Here is a 21,790-nt window from a genome sequence, read left to right as displayed (position 1 = left end):
TTATATGCTTATTTCATATGTCCTCATAAGTCCATAGGATGCCCTAAAGCATAACCGGCTAAAATTGTAAGCACCATTGTACCAGACATTATGATCATGAACTCCGCCCTTAATCAATACACTGTAACTATCACCTATTTTATTCCCCGCAGCGTTTGCCAGGCCTTTTACAGCCTTTGAAAATCCATCCTGATATGCAATTCCATCTGCATCACCGCAGGTAATGTATAATAATTCCAGCTTATGACCATTTGCGGCTATACTTGATCCCAAATGATCACCATCACTGGAGGTGGGCGCATTAGAAAAAGCTCCCACAAAGGCAAACAAATCAACCATACCGACTACCTCCACTGTGGTGTCAAGTCCGTTACTCCACTTTGGTTCCCTATTCGTATAAGCAGCCGAATCACAACGATACCCACCAAGTCCCAGATTAAGAGATTGCATTCCACCCATAGACAAGCCCCCAATTGCCCTATGTAAACGATTATAGGAGATATCAGCCTCTGTATTATCTGCTATATTTGCATATGTATTAAATTTTGCTTCTATAAATGGTATCAAATCATATCTTAATTCATAATCGAAATAATAAAATCCCAGCATATTTGTTCCATCAATATTAAAAGATGTATCTTCCCAATCATAAGCACTTCTTCCCTCTGTAAATATAACAATCAAAGGTTCTATATCACCGTTTTTAATTAAATTGTCAAACAGATTGCAAATAACATTATATCCATCATGCTTTTCGTTCCCTGCCGACCATTCATATCGGTTCCCACCTACACCATGCAGCAAATATAGTACATTATATTTGGTAGATTTATCGGCTTCATCATAGCCTGCAGGAAGATATACTGCACATTTTTTTATTATTTCCTCCCCTAAAACCGTTTTTCTTCCTGCTTCCTCTTCACTGATGCTTTGATTGGTTACTAGCTGTCTTGATTGATTAATATAGTTTCTTACACTGTAGGAAACCTCTGTCAGCGTCCCCTTTTGCTCTTCACAGACTGCAGCTTTGTAATTTTGCCTAATAGCTGTTGCATGGTTCACGATAACAGTCGCTGATACCTTAGCTAACGATATGTCTAGATCTTTTTCTTCTATTAAATCCAATACAGGATATCCATCGATGTCAAAATGTACCCGACGAATGCCTGCACTTCTTGGCTGGTTTGCACCTGCTCTTGCATGATAGGTATTCCAGTAAGTGCCGTCCTCATCCATTACAAAAGCATTATGCCCTGGACCGTATTCACCTATTACACTTCTTGAAGTCAGGATAGGATAATTTTCTTTCATCCAATTGGCCGGATCTAATAAATCTGCATCCTTATCTGCACTTAACAGACCTACCGTATATGTAGTATCTACCATAGCGCCGGAAAATGTTACAAATATTTTCTTATCTGTTATTAATGCAAATGGTCCTTCCTCAACAAAAGTATGATTATTTTCCCAGCCATATTCCGGTCTTGAAAGTAGAACCGGATCCGTAATCAGCATCCAAGGCTTCCTTGCATCCACCTTTGCAATATACAGCCAAGAGCCTTGATCCACAGGGAAAAATTGTCTTTGTGCCCATATGACATATATACTGCCATTTTGTTCAAAACATGTCATATCAAGAGTAATGCCCGCTTCACCATATAAATAGCTTCCATCTTTTTTCATGACACGCTCTGGCATAATCCAGTCTGTCGCAATCACAGGATTTCCCCCTGTCTTTAGCTTCATGACATGTGACTGTTCCTTTTCAAATGCACCCGGTGTTCCGGCATGAAAAATATATAAATCATCTCCAATAATATGAAACTCTGGTGCCCAGAGCAAATTCCCCAAATGCTCATACATTGTGGTATCCAGTATTTTTACCTCTTTTGCATCCACCAAATCAGGAATATTGTCTGCCTCTCTGATATTTAAGGTATGATTATTGTCTGCATCATTCGTTGCTATAAAATAATATTTTCCCTTCCACTTGCCAATGCAAGGGTCTGCCCGATTAATGGCCACCGGAAATGCATAATGCTCTTGATGAATATTGCCGCAAACAGTATACACTCCTGTTTTGTTCCAATCTATCATAGAAGTATCCCAATCAATACGCTTTTCTGCTCTCGTTCCATCACTATAGACTGCAACAGCTTTTACTTTCTTTAATGAGTCCTCTGAGGAAACCTCTATTTTAGATGGAACTTCTATTTTTATATTTTGGGGTACCGTAAGTCTGTTAATCAAACGATATGCAACTTTCTTTGGAATTTGAATTACATTACCCAAAACAATTCCTTCGATATCGGTAATTGTCTTATCTAAGATAAAGGGCTCAGCCTGCTCTGCCTTGGATATTTTTGTAAATTGCTTTATATCAGTAACAACATTTTGATAATATTTTCCTTCTGTATCACTCCAATGAATGATATATTTCTTTTGACTTACATCATACCTGCATTTCACTTCATTTACATATGTATCATCTTTTAAAGGAATTAGCCCCATCTCTTTATATTGTAAAAAGTCTTCTGTAATAAAAAATAATACACTTCCTTTGCTATGCATCTCCTCCAAACCATCAGCCTCAGTGCGAACTGCAACAACTCCAAAGCTTCCATCTGCCATTGTGAAAATATAAGGATTCTTTAGGCTTTTCGCGTTTAAAGTTCCATCCGGATTGTCTGTTGATTTTGCAAACAATACGCCTGAATTATGATTAAGCTCATTAAAATGAACTCCGTCCTCGCTGTATGCAAGATGCATGCTATAAGCAAGCTTTGGAGAATAAATATCCTCATTTATTGGTAATCTGGTATAACATAGAACATAATACAAATCCTGTTTCATTTCTGTTAGAATCATAAAATCACCTCTACAAAATTATTAATCACTTTGATCTATAAACATTAATTAAATTATATGCTATATTTACACTTTCAAACAATGATTTATACAAGGTATTCACTGACCTATTTTAATATGTACAAGACTTTTATTTACATTTTTCTACAGAAGCTCATTTGCTCTGCTTCGTAACTGAATCTGATATAGTTTGCTCATAATATTTTCTGTCTCCAATCATTCATATTGTCAATGTAAAAAGGACCACTTCCTTAAAATGCTTGAAAAAGCTTTCCTTGGATTTGGTCCTTTTATATTATCTTATTAATTTGTTAATTCAAAAATTGACTTATTTGGATCATATACACCCCATTGATCAATGGATATTCTAAGCTCCTCATGATCCTGCGCATATTCTTGTGGTGTGACATTAAGTTTCCAAGCTTCGGCTGCCTGGTTCAGTGCTGCAACACCGCCCTTCAAGCCCATTGGATGAGCATGCATAGAAGCCCCTGCTCCAATGATAATATCTGGTCCTAAATCATCCATTACCTGTCCAACTAAGCCTGGATGCATACCTGCCGCCGGACTTGGGAATGTTGGTTTTAAACCGTGGAAATCTGATAACAGACTTTGTCCAATTCTTACATAACGTTCTACCAGACTAGGAACTTTGCCATATGAACAGTTATAAACAACCATATCTGCACCTTCTAATCGCATAAATTTTCCATGTATGATATGAGAGGACATTCCTGTCGAACTTCCCATATAGCTTGTTCCACTGTAGCAAGGATGTGCAAGCAATGGTACTTTAATACTGTCATCTTCAGCCAAAGCACTCATTGTACCATAGCCTGTTGCATGAACATTAACCATAAGAGCTTCGACTCCCATGTCAATTGCTTTATGTGCTTTCTCAAACATACGATCCTGACGATCTGTAATATTGGGAATGTAAAGAACCTTTTTACCTGTTTCCTTATAAGCTTTCTCTGCTGCTCGCTGACAAGCTTCAATACGTTTAAACAAAGGAGCATGGATAGGATCTGCTATTAATTCATCATCCTTAACCATATCAACTCCTGATAATGCCAAATTATAAAACTGTCGTTCAATAACATCTATCGGAATACCTGTACAAGGCTTAATCATAGCCAATGTTAACGGACGATCCTGTATTCCAAGACGATCTCTTAGTCCTTGTGTACCAAAGCGTGGTCCTTTGAAGCCGGCTGTAAAGCTCTTTGGAAACTGTAAATCAAGAAGCTTTAAATTATCCATGATTGAAATATTACCAAACACGGTAGATAAAAGCTCTGGTAACTGTTGCCCAAAATTTCTCCACGGAAATGCTATTTGTATCACACAGGTTCTTATTTTATCAGGACAAGTAGCTTCATAACCTGGAACATTAAATACATTGATAACACGTCCGACAAATTTACGGCGAACTTCATCTGTTTCGTCCGGAACTCTAAGCCAGGTTCCCGTTGTCTGTTCCACCGCCATAGCGCCTGCTCTCATCAATACATCCTTTGTTTGCGCTGACATTAGGTAAGTAGCTATAACAAAATCTTCTAAATCAAGTGATTCACTTTGACAAAAAATAATTGGATCATAATTTCTCTTCATAATAATATCTCCTTTAATTGATATGACTTCATACTACATAAATGCATTAATCTATTATCTTCTACTGTCGTCACTTTTTCGGTCAATCTATTTTACTTCTTAAATTAATTCATAAAAGGAACAAATAAATTGGTCACAAACCGGCTTCATTAGATCGCAGTCATTCTTACACACGCCATCATATACCCCGATCACATGAAACCCTGCTTCCTTACATATGATTGCTGCCTGAGGTGAATCTTCAAAAACAGTACATTCATACGGTTCTGCCTGAAATTGTTCTGCACAATACTGAAATATCCTAGGACTGTTCTTATTTGCATTCACATCTGCAATGGTAACAATACTGTCAAATAACTTAGAGATTCCTGTGCGTTCCATTGCAGGCATTACAAAGTCCCGTTCCATCGCAGTTGCCAGACATATTTTAGTTCCTTCTTTTTGAAGCTTAGAAATATATTCATAGGCATAAGCCTTGAGCGGAATAACCTCGTGATAGTTTCTGCCCATTTTGGTTCTCCAGTCTGTAACTATTTCACTCTGCTCCTCGTTTAGGGAAAACCTTTCTTTAAACAACTTCGCCGCGCCAGAAATACCTAATGGTTTTACAATGCTTAAAATATTCTCAGGCGGTGTAATATTGCGTTTTCTTAAATAGTCATCAATGATTTTTTCCCAATAGCAAGCAGATTCAAATATTGTTCCGTCAAAATCAAATATTGCTAATTTCATTTTTGCTTCTCCTCATACCATTGTCTGAACAGAATGGAAATGTAGCCAAGAAACAGGCCAAAAAATGCATATAGGGCAACGATAACTGCTACATTTATAAAGTTGGCATTTGGCACATATGTAATGATTCCAAAATAGATGCCGGCCGAGATAAACATTGGAGGCAATAAATTAAACAGCTCTACCCTTTCCAGACTTAAAAATATAACACAGCCAACCAATAGAGCAAACGGCATGGAAAAGCTGCCAAGCATAGGAGTTACAAACTGCCCCAACAATATCATAAATATTGCTGCTACAATTCCTGTAATATAATTCAAATAGGACTTTAAGCCACCTTTCATATTACAGCCTGCGAAGAAATAAACTGCCCAAGCCTGAAAAGATATCCATGCAAAACCAGAGTTCCCATCAGGTGAAAGAATCGGCGATAAGCTTTGATCCACTAACTGTAAAATAAATGCTAAAACACCAATTGAAAACGGAATTACGATAAATTTATGAAATTTCATTATAATTTCCTCCTTGATTTACTGGTTTAATTTGGCAAGTGATAAAAAAGCATCTTTCATATTTTCCTTAAGCAGTTTTTGCTGAATGGCAAAAATATTTTGATAATTCTTTGTATTTTGAATATTGGGTGTAAAGGTATCTCTTGCTTCAATCCATTTTGAAATTGCATCCTTTAAATCCTTAATATCTCCTACTGCATAGGCTGCCAATGCAATATTTGACATCACTGCTCCTTCTTTACGTTTTAGAGTAAAAACATTAGCCTCCAAAACATCTGCTTTAATCTGATTCCATAAGTTACTCTTACTTCCGCCTTCTGTTATAATAATTTTATCAACACTGATTCCATTCTCTCTTAAACTGTTAACAAGTGACAAATATTCATAAGCTATTGACTCTAAAATTGCACGCCACATTTCTCCTTGATCTGTTTTGGTCGTCATATTCAAAAAGCATCCGCTGGCGTTTTCTAAATCACCACCGCCACCTTGAAGATATGGGAAGAATAACGTTCCATTTGAGCCTACCGATACTTTCTGCGCCAATTCCTGTATTTCATCGTAGAAAGAGTTGTCTCCTTCACGCCCACAAATATTATCGCGAAACCAGCGTAAGGATAAGCCGCCTGTTCGAATATAACCCCAGTAAAAATAAGTATCTGGTAATGTACCAATTGAGAATAACAAATCTGAATTTTTGCTAAGTTCTAAATTAATTCCATCTACCATTATCGTAAACATAGCTGCGGTTCCGGCTACATCCGCTGCCATACCTGTCTCAACAAGTCCACAGCCCAGATTGGACTGCATCGTATCCCCTGCTCCAGCCACAATCGGAATTCCTGCTGGCAGGCCTGTTAAAGAAGCTTCCTCTTCACTTAAAGTACCAACAATATCCCAAGGTTTAACAATTTTGGGTAATAACTCCATCGGAATCTCCAACAGATTCATCTGCTCCTTAGACCAAACTTTTTCCTCTGCCTTATATCCAATCAGCCACCCTGACAAAGTTGCCCAGTCAATAAATGCATCTTTCGCTTTCAAATTTGCAAGACGAGACAATACGTATGGCCCATTATTCATGATTTTAACACCGCTTTGTTTGAATTCCTCATGATTTTTAATCAGCCAGCGAGCCAATAGGGGCGGATAAAATGGTGCTACAGATGCATTTCCACTCTCTTCAATCCAAATAGGCTCTAAATTTTCATTAATCCATTTCGCATCCTGTGCAGTACGTGAATCCAGATAAGGAATATATGGTGTTATCGCTTTTCCATCCTCATTAACACCTACAATTCCACAAATAATTCCGTCACCGCATATGGCGCGTACATCCTTTGGATCAATACCACTTTTTGTAAGACATGCCTTTATTCCCTTTCTGACTGATTCCAGATAATGGTCTGCGTCCATTTCCGCCCAACCTGCCTTTGGGTAGTTAATATTAGTTGGTATCATTTCTTCTGCTACACAGGTCGTATCTTCGCTGTAAATTGCTGTTTTTGTACTTTGCGTTCCACAATCAAATCCAATATAATATCTTCCCATAAAATACCTCCACTGGTCATTTTAATAACTCTTGTGCAGTAACTAAGTCTGTGCAAAATGCATTTACATATTCCCCTTTTAATGTCGCCTTAATCGCTTCCACCTTATGAATTCCCGTTGCTACTGCAACGACTGATTTACACTTTCTAATCTGGGCGACTTTTATGCCAATAAAAAAATCACTTTGTGTCCCACTAATTTCATTTCCTCCAGCATCGATAAAGGAAGCCCCAATTACCGCCTTAACTCCATGCTCATAAGCCCAGTTAATCTCATCCTTGCTGATAGAACATTTTCCTAACGTGGATTCTGGAGTTGCCTGTCCAATTCCAAGTAGAATCGTATCCAGATGATCATAGCAGTCAAGTACCGGTCTTACTGCAATATTATTCTCGAGTTCTTCTCGTGCTTGCGTATTTCTTATAATCAAAGGTGTATTAAGCAGCATATACTTACTTTTCAGACGACTGGCAAAGCGTTGGCAGCTTTGATTTGCATACCAATTCTCCCCCTCAAAGGATTGACCTGCAACTAATGGTATAAATTGCAAATTCTTACAATTATATATATTACAATATTTGGAACAAGCAGCAACAGTATAGCCTGCAGATATACCGATTACACTACCATTGGACACATAACGAGTAATTAGAAAAGACATATTTTTAGCTAACTTCTCTGAAGCGCATTCACTGTTTACATCCCTTGTATCTACAACCAGCACATCCTCAATATGATAACGTTTCTTCAATTGCTCCGCTGCCTTATCTTCTTCTGAAAATGGGTCATTTATTTGGAATGAAATAATATTTTTTTGCTTTGCTTTAGAAATCAGCTTGCTTACTTGCGGACGAGAAATGAATAGCTGCTTTGCTATCTCATTTTGACTCAAATCTTCTAAGTAATACATTTTACAAATCTTTACTAATAATCTCAACTCATTACTATCCATATTTTTTCCTTTCTATCTGTATTAAGCGCTTATTACTATATATATTATACAAATATAAATAGTAGTTTTCAATACTTCTATACACTTTGAACAAATGTTACACTTTTGTTCTATATCATATCCTATTATGTGCCCCAATGTGACTGATATACATAATTTGAACCTCTTACAGCTAAATTTTAAAAAATAGTTCACATTTCATATCAAATGTTCCAGCAATAACACAAAAAGGTATGGAAAATTTTCATCTTCCATACCTTTTTTCCTCTACCTTTATTATAAAAATATTATTTTAGATTAGCGATATATGCATCCAACTGTTTCTGGATTTCTGTACGAACCTTCTCAATTCCTGCTGCTTCCATCTTCTCTTGATATTCTGCAAGACCCGTTGCCGCATCTGTATAGCCTAGTTCTAACGGCCACCAATACTGCTGATGAGCACTCTGGCATGCTGCGTACTCTGTTTCTATGGAAGAGGTATCAATTGTAAACGCGGAGTATTTTTCAGTACCTTCCCCAGCTACAATAGAGGTTTCAAATCCTTCTTTCATCGTATTGTAATCTGCAGGAGTTCCTACTATGTTACGGTTAAACTCAGTCGTACGTGCCGCCCACATAGTTGACACTGCATAATTATCCGCATCTGTTATTGCATAATCGCCACTGTCATCTAATGTGTATGTCTTGTCTAAGATCCCATAATAGAATGCATCGAAAACTTCCTGATCATTGGTAATTAAATCCCAAAGTGCCAATGCTCTTTCTGGGTTCTTAGAAGTATTTGAGATAACCATTGCATCCTGTGTATATGGCAAATGAGCAATACTCTTCACTAAATTCGAATAGCTATAAGACCATTCTGGATGTATGGTTGAATAGCTTGCATAGTTGTCTACATTATGAGTTCTCACTGCTGCTTTACCATTCTGAGTCTTAGTAGAATCCGTATCAGATAATGCTGATTTTGAGAAAAATCCTTTTTCATTCCATCTTGCCATCATTTCCAAAAACTCATTTGTTTGATCACTTTCATAGTAAGTAAACAACTGTGGATTTTCTTGTGACGAATCAAAGAAAAGGAAATCATTACTAGACCCCTTGCTTGATGAGTAACCCAAACTCCACATCCATGTATCATCCCATTCTGAACCTGCTGAATAGATATCAAGCGGCTCCATTTCAGGTTTGGTTTCTTTTACAATATCGCAATATGTTTCAACATCTTCAAAAGTTTCCATTTTGCCATCCCATTCGCTGCCTTCCATAATATCTGTTCGATAGATAGGCCCATACGCATTGTAAGTGGAAAGCATTGTTGGGATGCAATAGTAATGCCCATCAATCGTTGCCTCCTGCAGGGCTGCTACAGATTGCTTGGAGAAGTTTTTGGGAGCATAGGTTGCCCAAAGCTCGTCCAGACTCATAAATGCACCTTTTCTTGCTAATGAAGCAAAATTTAACCAGCCAGATGTATATGCCATATCAAATTCTTCTCCTGATGAGAACAAAAGCGGATATTTATTTGCGTAATCTGACCATGGAATCCAGTTAAGTTTTAGGGTACAATTTAATTTTTCTTTTATTAATTGATTAAAATTTTCATCTACAGCATCCTGCCCGGCAGGCCTGTCCCCAATTACATACATTACCAGCTCTACTTCTTCAAAAGTGTCTAATTCGCCGGTTTCCTCTGAGCTTTGGGATGAACTTTGATCCGCATTTGATGTATCAATGGAAGAACTACTTGTACCACATCCTCCCAGTATACTGCCCATCATAGTAAGAACCAACCCAAAACACAACATTGCCTTTCTCTTTTTCATATCATATCCTCCTTATACATATGTTTATATCAATTCGATCAGCCTTTTACTGAACCAATTGTGATTCCTTTTACAAAATATTTTTGTACAAATGGATATAGCAGTATAATGGGGCCTGTTGCTACAACGGCCATAGCCATCTTTAAACTGTTTGATGGCAAATTTTGTACCGAAATTCCCGCTTGACTTGCAATTTTTGCTAGTGCCTGTGTCTGCTGTAACATATTATATAACATATATTGTAACGGATATTTTTTATCTGAATTAATATAAAGCATTGCATTGTACCAATCATTCCAATATCCCAAGGCAAGAAATAAACCAATCGTTGCAAGACCCGATTTTAACAGAGGCAAAATAATTCTGAAGAAAATTCTAAATTCACCGGCCCCATCAATCTTGGCTGATTCAATTAGTGCCACCGGGATTGCCGATACGAAGCTTCTCATAATCAGCAGATAGAATACATTAAACATACCTGGTAAAATCAATGCCCACAGGCTGTCCTTCAAGTGCAAATATTGAATATAAAATATGTAAGTACATACCATTCCACCATTAAATAATGTAGTAAAATAAAAGAAAAAAGAAAATGCATTACGATATTTAAAATCTTTACGACTTATGACATAAGATGTCATTGTAATTAGAAAAAGCCCTAATATGGTACCTATTATTGTGATATAAAAAGACACGCCATACGCACGAAAAATTGTAATTGGATTTTTAAAAATCAAACTATATGCTTCCCATGTGAATTCTTTTGGTAGTATTTTGTATCCACTAAAACGAATTGCATGTTCTGAAGTAACCGAGCCTGAAATCATCATAATAAAAGGCAGTATACAAACCAGTGCCATGAATGCTACAAAAACATAGCTTATCACATTAAATACTTTTGTTGAAGTACTCATTTTTATTTGACCTGATTTTACGACCAAGCTGTCAACCATTCCTACATACCTCCCTTTCTCTAGAATAATGCATTGTCTTTATCAATACGTTTTACTACTGCATTTACTATCATAATAATAGCAAAGCATAAAATAGATTGATAAAAAGTTGCTGCCGCTGTCATGCCAAGATTAGAGTTTTGTAACAGCGAACGAAATACATAAGTGTCAATAACATCTGTCGCATTAAACAATTGCCCATTATTTCCAACAATCTGATAAAACATTTCAAAATCTCCTCGAAGGATTCGCCCTACCTGTAAAAGCAACATTGTAATTACGGTAGGCTTAATGCACGGAAGTGTAATATTCTTAATTCTTTGGAAAATATTTGCTCCGTCCACTGCTGCTGCTTCATACGTTTCTGAGTCAACACCTGTAATAGCTGCAATATAAATAACAGAATTGTACCCACACCATTTCCATGCATTAAAGATGGCAATAATAAAAGGCCACACTTTAGGCATAGAGTATACATTTATAGCTTCCAATCCAAATAACTGCAGCACATGATTTAAGACACCTGTTTCATAATTGAATATATTATATATAAATGTGCCAACGATAACCCACGATATAAAATACGGTAAAAAAATAATTGACTGTGTTAATTTTTTAAAGTATTTATGATTAATCTCAGTAATAAAAATAGCCACTAAAATAGCAAGAGCTTGAGACGAGATTAAATTCACTAAGTTGAATACGATTGTATTTCTCGTAATTAACCATCCTGTTCCTGATTGAAACAAATACTTAAAATTATCAAGACCGTTAAATTCACTACCAAATATCCCCAAATTAAAACGGTATTCTTTAAATGCTAAAATCAAGCCAGACATTGGCAAATATGAAAAAATAAGAACGACCAGTACTGCTGGTGCTATCATTACAAATAGAGCGCGGTTCTTTTTAAATTCGTGCCCTAAATTTCTTAAGTGTTTTCCCATTTTCTTTCCCACTCTCTTTCCAATCATAAACTAGGTGACGCATGATATTGTTACAGTCTCTTTTTGTTTGCTTTGATAAAACGCTTCTGTACCAGAAAAGCTAAGCAATTACTAATAAATTTACTATACCGTATCAACAGAAAAATAAGTAGGTATTAAACTTACGATAATAAGGAATATTTTATGTTATTATAAAATACAATATCAAAATTAAGATTTTTTTGTATTATTTTAGAATCATATGACTGCATGTTATAAGAAACGGCTATACCAATATAAAAATATACAAAATTTCTAAAAAACAGCTATTAGTATGAATAAAGGCTTAAGCTGTTTTTATATTATATGTTTTTATATTATATGTTTTTATATTATATGTTCTTATTTTAAATTGTCTTCCAGTTCATTATAAGCCATTATTGGTATACGAATGTGAACAATTGTACCATTTTTAGGTATACTATCATAGGTAATACCATATTTATCACCGTAACAAAGCTTAATTCTAAAATTAATGTTTTTAACACCATAGCCATTATTAGCATCTGAGGAACTATTATTTAAAAGCTGTGATACTTGGCTTTCATCCATTCCTTTTGCATCATCTGCAATATGAATCATAATATCCTCGTCTTCCAATTCAGCACTGATTTTTATATTGCATTCCTTGATTTCAGAATGCTCTGCGATACCATGAATGATGGAATTTTCAACAAAGGGCTGCAATATGATATTTAGACAAGCGTAAGAACGGATTTCATTGGGTACATCTATCATTAGTTTGATTGCGCCGTCAAAATGTACATTCTCAATATTAACATATGCCTCCACATGCTTTAACTCCTCATCGATTAGGATGGCGTTTTTGCCATGATTTAGGCTTAGACGGTAAAACTGGCCCAGATTATGTGCAATATCTACTATTTCCTGTGCACCGTAATCCATTGCACTCCAATTTATCAAATCCAAAGTATTATATAAAAAGTGAGGATTAATCTGTGCTTGTAATGCTTTTAACTCGGCTGACATAACGCTTTTACCGAGTTTATAATGTTCTAGCATCAGACTTCTTAATTTGTCCGTCATATAGTTGAAATTAATAAATATTTCGTCTATCTCATCCCCTGATTGTTCGTATTGAGTATAAATATCTGCATTCAGCTTTCCTTTCTCAAGCGTTTTCATTTTCTGATTCAGCTTTGATAACCGACCTACATAATATCGCGAAAGCAGGATGGAAATAATAATTACCGCTATGGATATTACAATTACTATTGTTAATATCATAAACCATATAAAATTACTTTGCTGTTGAAACTGATCTACAGGAATTAACGAAACAATCTGCCAGTTCGACTCCTCAATCGACTGCCATAAAACATAATAGTTACTATCATCTACGTTCCACTGTGACCATGAGGTTAACTTTGATTTTGGCAAGCAGCCCTTATCATACATGTTTTTAATTGTGCTGTCATCTGATGATACCAGTATTTCTTTATCTTCATCTAAAAGATAAATTAATCCGTTTTTGGTATTATTAGCATTTTTAAGTATCTTTTCAAACTCAGAAACCAGTACCTCGACCTTACAGATATAACTTCTCTTTTCTTGCTGATTGTCCGTCACTTCCATTCTTTTAAAGAGTGATAGATAGGATTTATGTCTGCTCGGATTAGATGGCTCCGACTCATCAATTAATGCAAAATACATTTTTCCATTTGAAATAACTTGCATCATTTCTTCATAGTCCTCTCGACTTTGAAGAGATGATGAAGGATAGAAATAATCATTATTGTTAGAATAAATTAAATAATCCGGAATATACATACCAATTCTGAAAGTAGGATTCGATACTCCTATGTTTTGAAATGCATCTTTTAAATTCCAGAATTCACGATACTGCTCCGCTAAATCTTTATCCTTTGAAAATTCACTTGATGCAAGGATATTTTCTACTTTGCTGTTATCCGATATCATGACGGACGTGTAATACATATTTTCGACATAGTTTAAGATAAAAGCTTTTGCCTGTTCACATGATTGATCTACTAAATAGCGTAATTGATTCTTATAATTTTGAGAGATGACATGATAGCTGACCAGATTTATTAGCATGCAGATTATAATAACCGGTATAGAAAATGCGTATATCATTTTTTTCTGCATTGACAGCTTTTTATAAGCACTGATTAGATTGTCAATCCATTTATTCATACTATTATATTCTCCCTATATTCAGATGGCATCATTCCTGTTTTCTTTTTAAATAGTTTGGCAAAATAATTCGCATCTTCATATCCCACCATATCAGCTATTTGATACAGCTTAAGTCTTGGATTGTTTAATAATTCTTCTGCTTTTTTTAGTCTGATTTCAGTAATATATTGACCAATTGTAACTCCTGTTTTTTTCTTAAAAAGATTACTTAAGTAAGTAGGTGTAAGATACACCACACTAGCTAATATCTGAATGTTAATTTCCTTGTCGGCATAATTTTCTAATATATAATCAATTACATGTTTTACAGCAAAATTATTTTTCTGCTCACATTCATTCTCTTTAAGAATTTGTTTCATATGATTCTTTACATAAGAATGCATTTCTTCTATTGTCTCTACACCATCCAAAAATTTTTCATTTTCCTGCTTTATTCTTCTCTGCTTTTGAAATCCGATTAAATTACGCTCTCTGCCAGATTGAAGGATAATACGATCTAACGTATTATAAATATTTCGTACATTAAAATTCAGTACCACATTCCCATCGATTAACATTTGAAATATGCTTTCTAATATAGATGTACTTCTTTTTATATCTTTATCAAGAAGAGCCTTATGAAACTCATTCTGATGAGCAAGAGGCAAATTTTCCTGATAATAAGAATACGGTTCATTATAAAAAGCATAATTATTCCATCCCTTAAAGGAGAGTAATTGGATGCATTCTAATGCACTTTGATAAGAATCAGAAACCTTTTCTAAGGACTGCACTTCTTTCCCAATTCCCCAAAACCATTCTTCGTCTTCTTTTCGCATATTGGAAAGTGCAGACCAGCAAACAGACATGATTGCTGAATCTTTGCCTATCATTTGATCAGGTCCCGATAATAATAATACAAATAAATCCTTTTTAGCAAAGTCTGTAATATAATGAATTCCAGCCTTTAATAATATATCTGAAATATATTCTTGACATCTGCTGTTAAATTCTGTTGCATTGTATGTCTTATTTTTAGTATGTAAAACCAAGATGCGAAAAGTTGAATCCTGTTCTATTACTTTTCCTTTGTCAGACAGCTTAATCGCCTCAACGATGCTGTCCGTTTCTGCATCCTGTACCCCCAATAACGTATGCAAAAGATTGGTACTTTGTCTCCTTGATCTTTGTACGGATTCTACTGCTTTTTTTATAGCTTCTTGTAATTCAGACATAGAAATTGGTTTTTCCACATAACTGACAGCTTTCAGTTCAATTGCAGCCTTTAAATATGCTTTATCCGAATAACCGCTGATAAAAATAATCTGACTTTCAGGCATGGTTTTTCTAAATGTATGGCAAAGCTGTATCCCATTTATTCCAGGCATCATAATATCTGAAATAATAATATCCGGTTTCAATTCTTTACACATCTGAAAGGCTTCTTCTGCATTTTCAGCAGAAAGTACTAAATTTACACCAAGTTTATTCCACGGTACATGTTTTTCAATACCGTTTCGTATCAGCTTTTCGTCTTCTACAATAATTAAGCGAATCATACTATCCCCCCAATCATCAATTTACCAGTTTCAAACTGTTTTTAATTTGCAACCTCCTTAGTGAATGATACCACTTGCAATCGCATGCTCCGAAATTGTAAACTCTGTTATTTTACCATTCAAACGCAGAATACATGGCAATGGGGTTTTAGTTGCATTCAAAACTATTATAACAATATTGCCATCCGGATTTTTCCATGCTGTTATATCCAATTGGGACGTATATTTTGTATATGCAATTTTTTTTGCACCCGGTTTAATAAAGTGAGTGAAATGCCAGTAATAAGATAGTGACATACGAGTAATCAGCTCTTTTTTATTTTCATCAAAAAGATAAGGTGCATCACAATAATTATTTACATGATTGGGTCCTCCCTGCGTATTTAGCAAAATATTCCAATCATAAAATGCATGCATACCATGATTTAGATTTCCAATCATATCATGCGCCAAGCGAGCCGCATTGAAGCTTTCTGTGGCAGGATCAAATTTACTGAATTCCAGACAGCTTTCAGATAAAATCAATTTTTTATCTGGGAATTTCTCTCTTACCAAATCCAATGCTTCAAAATGATCCCCGCTGTACCAGTGAAAAGCAAGTCCGGTTACCATGCTGTCTGTCTCATCATCAATGATTTCATCTGCTCTTTCAAAGAGACGTTCCTTATTATGATCCCAAATAAATACTTCAACGTCAGCCATCCCATGTTTTTTCAAGGTTGGATATAAAAAATCTTTTAAAAATATTTTTTCTTCCTCAGACGAATATACACAAGAATCCCATGTCTGCACTGCTTTTGGTTCATTTTGGATAGTCATACGTGCAACAACATAACCATTTTTTTGAAAGGTTTCAATGTATTTGCAAAGATACTCCGCCCACATTTGACGGTATTTAGGTTTTAAAGAGCCGCCATTTTTACGCTCTTGATTCGTTTTCATAAATGCTGGCGGTGACCATGCGGATAGCATAATTTTTAATTTCTTTCCTGCTTTTTTCTGTGCTGCATCCAGAAGTGGGATGATATAACGTTGTGTATCTGCAAAAGAAAAAGTATTCAATTCTACGTCCTCTTCCTCCTCTACAGCGGAATATAGATGGGTAGAAAAATCACAACTATCCATAGGAATACGAACAATCTGATAATTCATATTCTGCTCTTCAAAATACATCGACAGCATATTGTTTTTTTGTTCTTCATTCATCTGAGCAAACACATATCCCGATGCATCCGTAATAGCTCCCCCAAATCCTTCCAATGTTTGATACTCAATAGACGGATACAAATTAATCACTTCATTTTCAATTCCTGTATCTTCTGTAAAATTTTTTGATAGTTCACTCCTGATTAGAGTTTCTTTCCCTGCACTTTGAAATAGTTTGATTTCCATTATTCTTCCTCCAATATGATGACATCCCAGTCTTTCAATTCAATTTGACTTCCTCTTTTATATTCTCTTTTACTTATAATATCTCTTACCTCTTCATAAGGACAAATAAAAACACCATCCTTTTCACTATAATGAAACACATAATGTATGATCTTATTCTCTTGGTTCTTACCACTTCGAATAATAATCGGCCAGCAAACTTTTGCTGTATCACATTCTAGCCCAGCATCCTTTAAAGCCTGTCTGTAAATTTCTTTCAAGACAGCCTTATCTGTATAACACGCAATATAGTAGGCAAAGCCATTTTGATATTCAGCGAGGGTGATACCTGCATACTCTTTCCAGTATTTATGGTCATAATAGGCAAGAACCTGCGCTCCATCTGTCTTTACTAATTCAGCAAAATAATTGACCACCTTTCCCTTTAATTTCATCTTTCCTGGTTCTGTAAACTGATTATAGCTCATTTGAAAACATTCCTGTAGAATATGAGGCTGCCTATCAGAATAAACACTTAAGTGCTCATCTGATACAAAAGATTTAAATGAGCTTACCAAAACACCGCCGCTTGCAATAAAATTTTTTAATTTTATTAATGTAACTTCTGATGCACTATAAAGGGCTGGTGTAACAATCATACGGTATTTACTCGTATCGAATGCATTTACATCTACAACGTCACATTCTATATTCATTTCATAAAGGCTGTCATACATCCAACGAACCACATCGTTATAGCTTAATTTAGTGTCTATCGGAAACCATTTTAATGCATTTAAGGACTGGTTATCTATCACAATTGCAACTTTATTTTCCTTTTTTAAATGCAATAATCTACGTCCAACATTGCTCCATTCCTTTCCTAATCTACAAGCCTCTTCATAAGTTGGATTTGTTGCTAAATCATGACTTAGCAAGCCTTTCCAATAGGTTTCATATCCATTGTGGATAGAATGCCAATTCCAATACATAATACCGTCTGCACCACTTGCGAGATGGCTGTATGCATGAATACGAAGCTGGCCAGGATATGGTGTCCAGTTTTTAAAAGCCTGTGCCTGACATTCTAATACATAATAATTTTGGTCTTTTAAGCTACGAATTTCATCTCCGCAAAAAGCAATTTCCGCCCCGGTCAAATAATCCTGTGTCGGATGATAGATATCTGCTCCTGCTATCGTTACCGCTTGAGCGGCTTCATAATGATTGATATCGGGCTGTACTCCATAAGAATATCCATCCTGCGCGATATCGGCACCAAATTTCTTCCACTCAAAATCAAAATTATGCGTTATCAATTGGTCTTCTCGTTTGTATTCTCTTACAATATGTGCCTGCCATTTTAAATATTGTGCTGCCATACTTCTTAAAAAGCGTTCAAATTCACTGGAAAGTCCACCGTTTATACATCCACGCATATCCGGTAAATCATCCCAATCACGAATGGAATTACTCCAATAGGCCAGTCCAAAGGTTTTATTCAGTTGTTTTGTTGTACAAAAGGTATCCATTAAGTATTCTTTAAATTGTTTTTGTACCTCTTCGCTTGCTGTGCCATAGTGCTTTGTTTCATTGTCAATTTGAAACCCTATGACACATGGATGATTTGCAGTATGTAAAACCAATTTCCTAATGATGCGCTCTGCATAAAAACGAAACGTTGCATTCATAATATTCATGCACTGTCTGTGTCCATATCGTTTCTGTCCTTCATTCGTTGTCAACATGATATCTTTATCTTTCTTTTCCAACCAACTAGGAATCGCATAAGTAGGAGTTCCTATAATTGCCATCATTCCTGCTTTCTTTACTGCTTCTAAAACACGATCTATATATGAGAAATCAAACTCTCCATCGATCGGCTCTAATGTACTCCAGGTAGATTCTGCAATTCGTACAACATTCATTCTTGCTTTCTGCATCATATAGATATCTTGTTCCAATCTGTCATATGGCATATATTCCAAATAATATGCTGCTCCAAATAATAATTCCTGATTCATATCCAACACCTTTTTATTGATTTATTACATGGTATCTTTAATGTATTATTATTGATTCATTTTCATAATTTAACGGAAACCATCCAAAATCAACACATCTTCCTAGATCCCAGCTATCCCAGCCAATCCATCCGCTCGTATTTACTGTATCTGTTAATAGCTTATAGCTCCAATAAAAATATCCAGATCCTTTATTCCATGCTTCTAATTGTGCCCTTCCTATTGTTTTGTAGATTTCCATTTTCTGCTCTGACGTTAAGGTTTCTACGGATGCCCCTTCCAAACCATTTAACACAGTTTGTCCGCCTTTGGTATCAAAACCGCATGCAAGAGAGTTGAATAAACACCATTCGCCGCAGATGACTGGAAAGTATTGTTGCATTTCCTCTATGTCTTTAAGGAAATGTTCCTTTATATATTTCAAGTATCCCTCTATCGTCTGCTTACACCCTGCCATTTCCGCCATCATCAGATATTGATGCGTATCTAAAACTACATTCTTATATTTATCTTCCTGCATAAAATCTTTCCATGCTTTTAGTTCAAATCCATCATGAAATACTACATATTTATCCTCTGGCATATGTTTTCGGATTCTTTCATAAGCATCTTTATAAAACTGTCTGATAAACTTATGGCTGATGCCCTTACTGCCTTTTGCCATTTTCAGGTCTACCGGCGGATAGCGTTGCTGCATTCCAAACATTTCCCATATACTTTCCAATGCAGGCTCATTTAGTATTTCAATTCCCCATAACCCTTCACGTGTTTTGTATCTTTCAGCCAGTCTCTCCAAAACTGTCAGTTCAAATTCCACTTCATCGGGATTTTGTGCCCATTTACACACACCACAGATACCTCCGTTATCAGAACCGTTTTGACCCTCCGGCGCTGTGTGCAAATCTATAAGAATTTTCAGCCCATATTTTTCAGCCCAGTTAAATGCCTGATCAAGCTCTCTTATGCAGCCTATAAATGGCTCTCTGTCTCCAAAGATAAAATACGGTACGGGAATACGAACTGCATTCATTCCCCATGATTTAATGGTCACGAAATCACGTTCTGTAATATACTCACTTCTATGAACATTGATTCTTGCCTCATAAACTGCTTTTGATAATTGACGAGGCAGCCAATATTCATCTTCTGCTGTTGTACCATCAAATAATGCAGGACTCATCCATTTTTCCAACACAAGCCAATTTCCAAGGTTAACGCCTTTTACTTTCATTTCTTTCTCCTTTTTTAAGCATTATTTCTGTTTGATTCATTTCATCATTGCCCTTATAATCTACTTACAGTTTAAGATAGGAAGCCAAAATCTTATATCACTTTTTCCAGTTTTTTATCACAATTTCCGTATAATCTGATATACTATTATCAGCTACCTGTAATTATACATAATCTGATTAAATAAATTATGATTCACTTGGAGGGCATCATGAATATCGAATATTTAATGCAGTATATTTCCTATCATCTTCACACAATTGTGAGAACCTATTCCAAAGACAAATTACAGCAAAGTATTTCCTGTGTTCGTACCGTGTCACAAGACGACCTCTTGTTTTCACAATCTGAGATTGAAAACTTTATTTTAGATATTCCCCCCAATGAATTTCCTTTGCTCTCTTCTATTAACGACAATGTTGTATTTGCAACCGTTACCACACCCCAAAATCTCTTTATTATTGGTCCCTTATACTTGAATACACCTGTTTATATTAAGCATCAATTGTCAGTAACATCTTTTGATCCATCCTATTTGCAACCTGTATTCTCCTGCGAATTTAGTATGTTAGTCGAGGATATGCTGTTGATACACAACCTTTTTCGTACCTATCCACTTGATAGACAGGAATTAATCCGTTTTAACTGTATTGAGAAAATGATTGATAAGAAGATTCAAAAAAACTTTAATGAGCTTCTCTTTCAAAGCCATGAAACCGGACAAAAGCATAATCCTTATGATCAGGAAATTCGAGAGTTTTCCAGTATTGAAAATGGAAGTATGGAACAATTAGAGAAAAGCTGGGCTGAAGATTACATTGGAAATATAGGTACACTTGCTAATAATAAATTACGCAGTCTTAAAAATTTATGTATTGTTGTTATCACTTTGGCAAGCCGTGCCGCCATTCGGGGTGGCGTTAATCCCGAGATTTCTTTTTCTTTAAGTGATATTTATATCAGAAAAGTTGAGGAAGCACAAGATGAAGTAACTTTGAATCATTTAAGCAAGGATGCAGAATATAAATATACTATGATGGTACATGAGATTAAGGAATATCAGGATGGATTTTATAAAAAAGACAAAAATCCCAGAATTGGTAAATGTAAAGATTATATTTATACTCATTTACATGAAAAGATTTTTGCAAAGAACATTGCAGACGAACTCGATATGAATTCTAAGTATCTCTCTGATTTATTTAAACAATGCGAAGGAATCTCTATTTCTGATTTTATACTGAAAGAAAAAATAAACCTGACGAAAAATCTTCTGGTTTACTCTAATTATACTTACATTGAAATTGCAACGTATCTTGGCTTTTCTTCTCAAAGCCATCTTGGAAAGCAATTTAAGAAAATAACTAAAATGACGTTAAAACAATATCGAGATTGTTTTGGAGTGAAAGAATTTATCTAAATCTTTCACTCCGATTTGCATGTTATATACAT

The 21,790-nt window shown here is 35.5% G+C and carries 15 protein-coding genes; 1 reads left to right on the top strand and 14 read right to left on the bottom strand.

Going from position 1 to position 21,790, the window contains the following annotated elements; translation table 11 throughout:
* The 14 genes from C8E03_RS22375 to C8E03_RS04895 all read right to left on the bottom strand — a co-directional run bounded on the left by C8E03_RS22375 (position 1) and on the right by C8E03_RS04895 (position 20,339).
* A complete protein-coding gene (locus C8E03_RS22375; RefSeq protein ID WP_242993407.1) occupies positions 1-2,868 on the bottom strand; it encodes a family 43 glycosylhydrolase in 2,868 nt (955 codons plus the stop codon).
* 303 nt (positions 2,869-3,171) lie between these two features.
* On the bottom strand, positions 3,172-4,482 hold the full coding sequence (locus C8E03_RS04955) for a RuBisCO large subunit C-terminal-like domain-containing protein (protein WP_110290472.1): 1,311 nt from the start codon (positions 4,480-4,482) through the stop codon (positions 3,172-3,174).
* A 99-nt stretch (positions 4,483-4,581) separates the two neighbouring features.
* Complete coding sequence (locus C8E03_RS04950; RefSeq protein ID WP_110290471.1) at positions 4,582-5,214, bottom strand: HAD family hydrolase; 633 nt, start codon at positions 5,212-5,214, stop codon at positions 4,582-4,584.
* The gene (locus C8E03_RS04945) at positions 5,211-5,726 is read right to left on the bottom strand and encodes a DUF1097 domain-containing protein (RefSeq protein ID WP_094377249.1); all 516 of its coding nucleotides are present in this window, start codon (positions 5,724-5,726) and stop codon (positions 5,211-5,213) included. The genes C8E03_RS04950 and C8E03_RS04945 overlap by 4 nt, the downstream gene beginning before the upstream one ends.
* Before the next feature lie 18 nt (positions 5,727-5,744).
* A complete protein-coding gene (locus C8E03_RS04940) occupies positions 5,745-7,277 on the bottom strand; it encodes an FGGY-family carbohydrate kinase (protein WP_110290470.1) in 1,533 nt (510 codons plus the stop codon).
* A 16-nt stretch (positions 7,278-7,293) separates the two neighbouring features.
* Positions 7,294-8,229, bottom strand: coding sequence for a sugar-binding transcriptional regulator (locus tag C8E03_RS04935; RefSeq protein WP_094377251.1), 936 nt, complete (start codon positions 8,227-8,229; stop codon positions 7,294-7,296).
* A 287-nt stretch (positions 8,230-8,516) separates the two neighbouring features.
* A complete protein-coding gene (locus tag C8E03_RS04930; protein ID WP_110290469.1) occupies positions 8,517-10,055 on the bottom strand; it encodes an ABC transporter substrate-binding protein in 1,539 nt (512 codons plus the stop codon).
* Between the two features lie 38 nt (positions 10,056-10,093).
* Entirely contained in the window at positions 10,094-11,008 is a 915-nt protein-coding gene (locus C8E03_RS04925) for a carbohydrate ABC transporter permease (RefSeq protein WP_094377253.1), read from the bottom strand.
* 20 nt (positions 11,009-11,028) lie between these two features.
* Complete coding sequence (locus C8E03_RS04920; protein ID WP_094377286.1) at positions 11,029-11,955, bottom strand: ABC transporter permease; 927 nt, start codon at positions 11,953-11,955, stop codon at positions 11,029-11,031.
* Between the two features lie 381 nt (positions 11,956-12,336).
* The gene (locus C8E03_RS04915; protein WP_110290468.1) at positions 12,337-14,172 is read right to left on the bottom strand and encodes a sensor histidine kinase; all 1,836 of its coding nucleotides are present in this window, start codon (positions 14,170-14,172) and stop codon (positions 12,337-12,339) included.
* Positions 14,169-15,713, bottom strand: a complete 1,545-nt coding sequence (locus tag C8E03_RS04910; protein WP_110290467.1) for a response regulator — start codon at positions 15,711-15,713, stop codon at positions 14,169-14,171. Before C8E03_RS04910 ends, C8E03_RS04915 begins: the two co-directional genes overlap by 4 nt.
* A gap of 57 nt (positions 15,714-15,770) precedes the next feature.
* The gene (locus tag C8E03_RS04905) at positions 15,771-17,105 is read right to left on the bottom strand and encodes a glycoside hydrolase family 30 protein (RefSeq protein ID WP_110290466.1); all 1,335 of its coding nucleotides are present in this window, start codon (positions 17,103-17,105) and stop codon (positions 15,771-15,773) included.
* The gene (locus tag C8E03_RS04900) at positions 17,105-19,108 is read right to left on the bottom strand and encodes a beta-galactosidase (protein ID WP_110290465.1); all 2,004 of its coding nucleotides are present in this window, start codon (positions 19,106-19,108) and stop codon (positions 17,105-17,107) included. Before C8E03_RS04900 ends, C8E03_RS04905 begins: the two co-directional genes overlap by 1 nt.
* A gap of 37 nt (positions 19,109-19,145) precedes the next feature.
* Positions 19,146-20,339, bottom strand: a complete 1,194-nt coding sequence (locus C8E03_RS04895) for a glycoside hydrolase family 5 protein (RefSeq protein ID WP_094377258.1) — start codon at positions 20,337-20,339, stop codon at positions 19,146-19,148.
* A gap of 210 nt (positions 20,340-20,549) precedes the next feature.
* On the opposite strand from C8E03_RS04895, the gene C8E03_RS04890 reads away from it, so the two are divergent.
* Complete coding sequence (locus tag C8E03_RS04890) at positions 20,550-21,758, top strand: helix-turn-helix domain-containing protein (protein ID WP_170122895.1); 1,209 nt, start codon at positions 20,550-20,552, stop codon at positions 21,756-21,758.
* Positions 21,759-21,790: the final 32 nt, after the last annotated feature.

It is taken from the genome of Lachnotalea glycerini (genome assembly GCF_003201285.1).
GTDB lineage: Bacteria > Bacillota > Clostridia > Lachnospirales > Lachnospiraceae > Lachnotalea > Lachnotalea glycerini.
Note: the sequence above shows the minus strand (reverse complement) of the source record. Positions and strands in the feature narration are given on the sequence as shown.

Excerpts from the sequence above, each read along its gene's own strand:
- C8E03_RS04890 (WP_170122895.1), top strand. The coding sequence starts at position 20,550 with ATGAATATCGAATATTTAATGCAGTATATTTCCTATCATCTTCACACA.
- C8E03_RS04945 (WP_094377249.1), bottom strand. The coding sequence starts at position 5,726 with ATGAAATTTCATAAATTTATCGTAATTCCGTTTTCAATTGGTGTTTTA.
- C8E03_RS04925 (WP_094377253.1), bottom strand. The coding sequence starts at position 11,008 with ATGGTTGACAGCTTGGTCGTAAAATCAGGTCAAATAAAAATGAGTACT.
- C8E03_RS04950 (WP_110290471.1), bottom strand. The coding sequence starts at position 5,214 with ATGAAATTAGCAATATTTGATTTTGACGGAACAATATTTGAATCTGCT.
- C8E03_RS04955 (WP_110290472.1), bottom strand. The coding sequence starts at position 4,482 with ATGAAGAGAAATTATGATCCAATTATTTTTTGTCAAAGTGAATCACTT.
- C8E03_RS04930 (WP_110290469.1), bottom strand. The coding sequence starts at position 10,055 with ATGAAAAAGAGAAAGGCAATGTTGTGTTTTGGGTTGGTTCTTACTATG.
- C8E03_RS04910 (WP_110290467.1), bottom strand. The coding sequence starts at position 15,713 with ATGATTCGCTTAATTATTGTAGAAGACGAAAAGCTGATACGAAACGGT.
- C8E03_RS22375 (WP_242993407.1), bottom strand. The coding sequence starts at position 2,868 with ATGATTCTAACAGAAATGAAACAGGATTTGTATTATGTTCTATGTTAT.
- C8E03_RS04915 (WP_110290468.1), bottom strand. The coding sequence starts at position 14,172 with ATGAATAAATGGATTGACAATCTAATCAGTGCTTATAAAAAGCTGTCA.
- C8E03_RS04900 (WP_110290465.1), bottom strand. The coding sequence starts at position 19,108 with ATGAATCAGGAATTATTATTTGGAGCAGCATATTATTTGGAATATATG.
- C8E03_RS04940 (WP_110290470.1), bottom strand. The coding sequence starts at position 7,277 with ATGGGAAGATATTATATTGGATTTGATTGTGGAACGCAAAGTACAAAA.
- C8E03_RS04920 (WP_094377286.1), bottom strand. The coding sequence starts at position 11,955 with ATGGGAAAACACTTAAGAAATTTAGGGCACGAATTTAAAAAGAACCGC.
- C8E03_RS04905 (WP_110290466.1), bottom strand. The coding sequence starts at position 17,105 with ATGGAAATCAAACTATTTCAAAGTGCAGGGAAAGAAACTCTAATCAGG.
- C8E03_RS04935 (WP_094377251.1), bottom strand. The coding sequence starts at position 8,229 with ATGGATAGTAATGAGTTGAGATTATTAGTAAAGATTTGTAAAATGTAT.
- C8E03_RS04895 (WP_094377258.1), bottom strand. The coding sequence starts at position 20,339 with ATGAAAGTAAAAGGCGTTAACCTTGGAAATTGGCTTGTGTTGGAAAAA.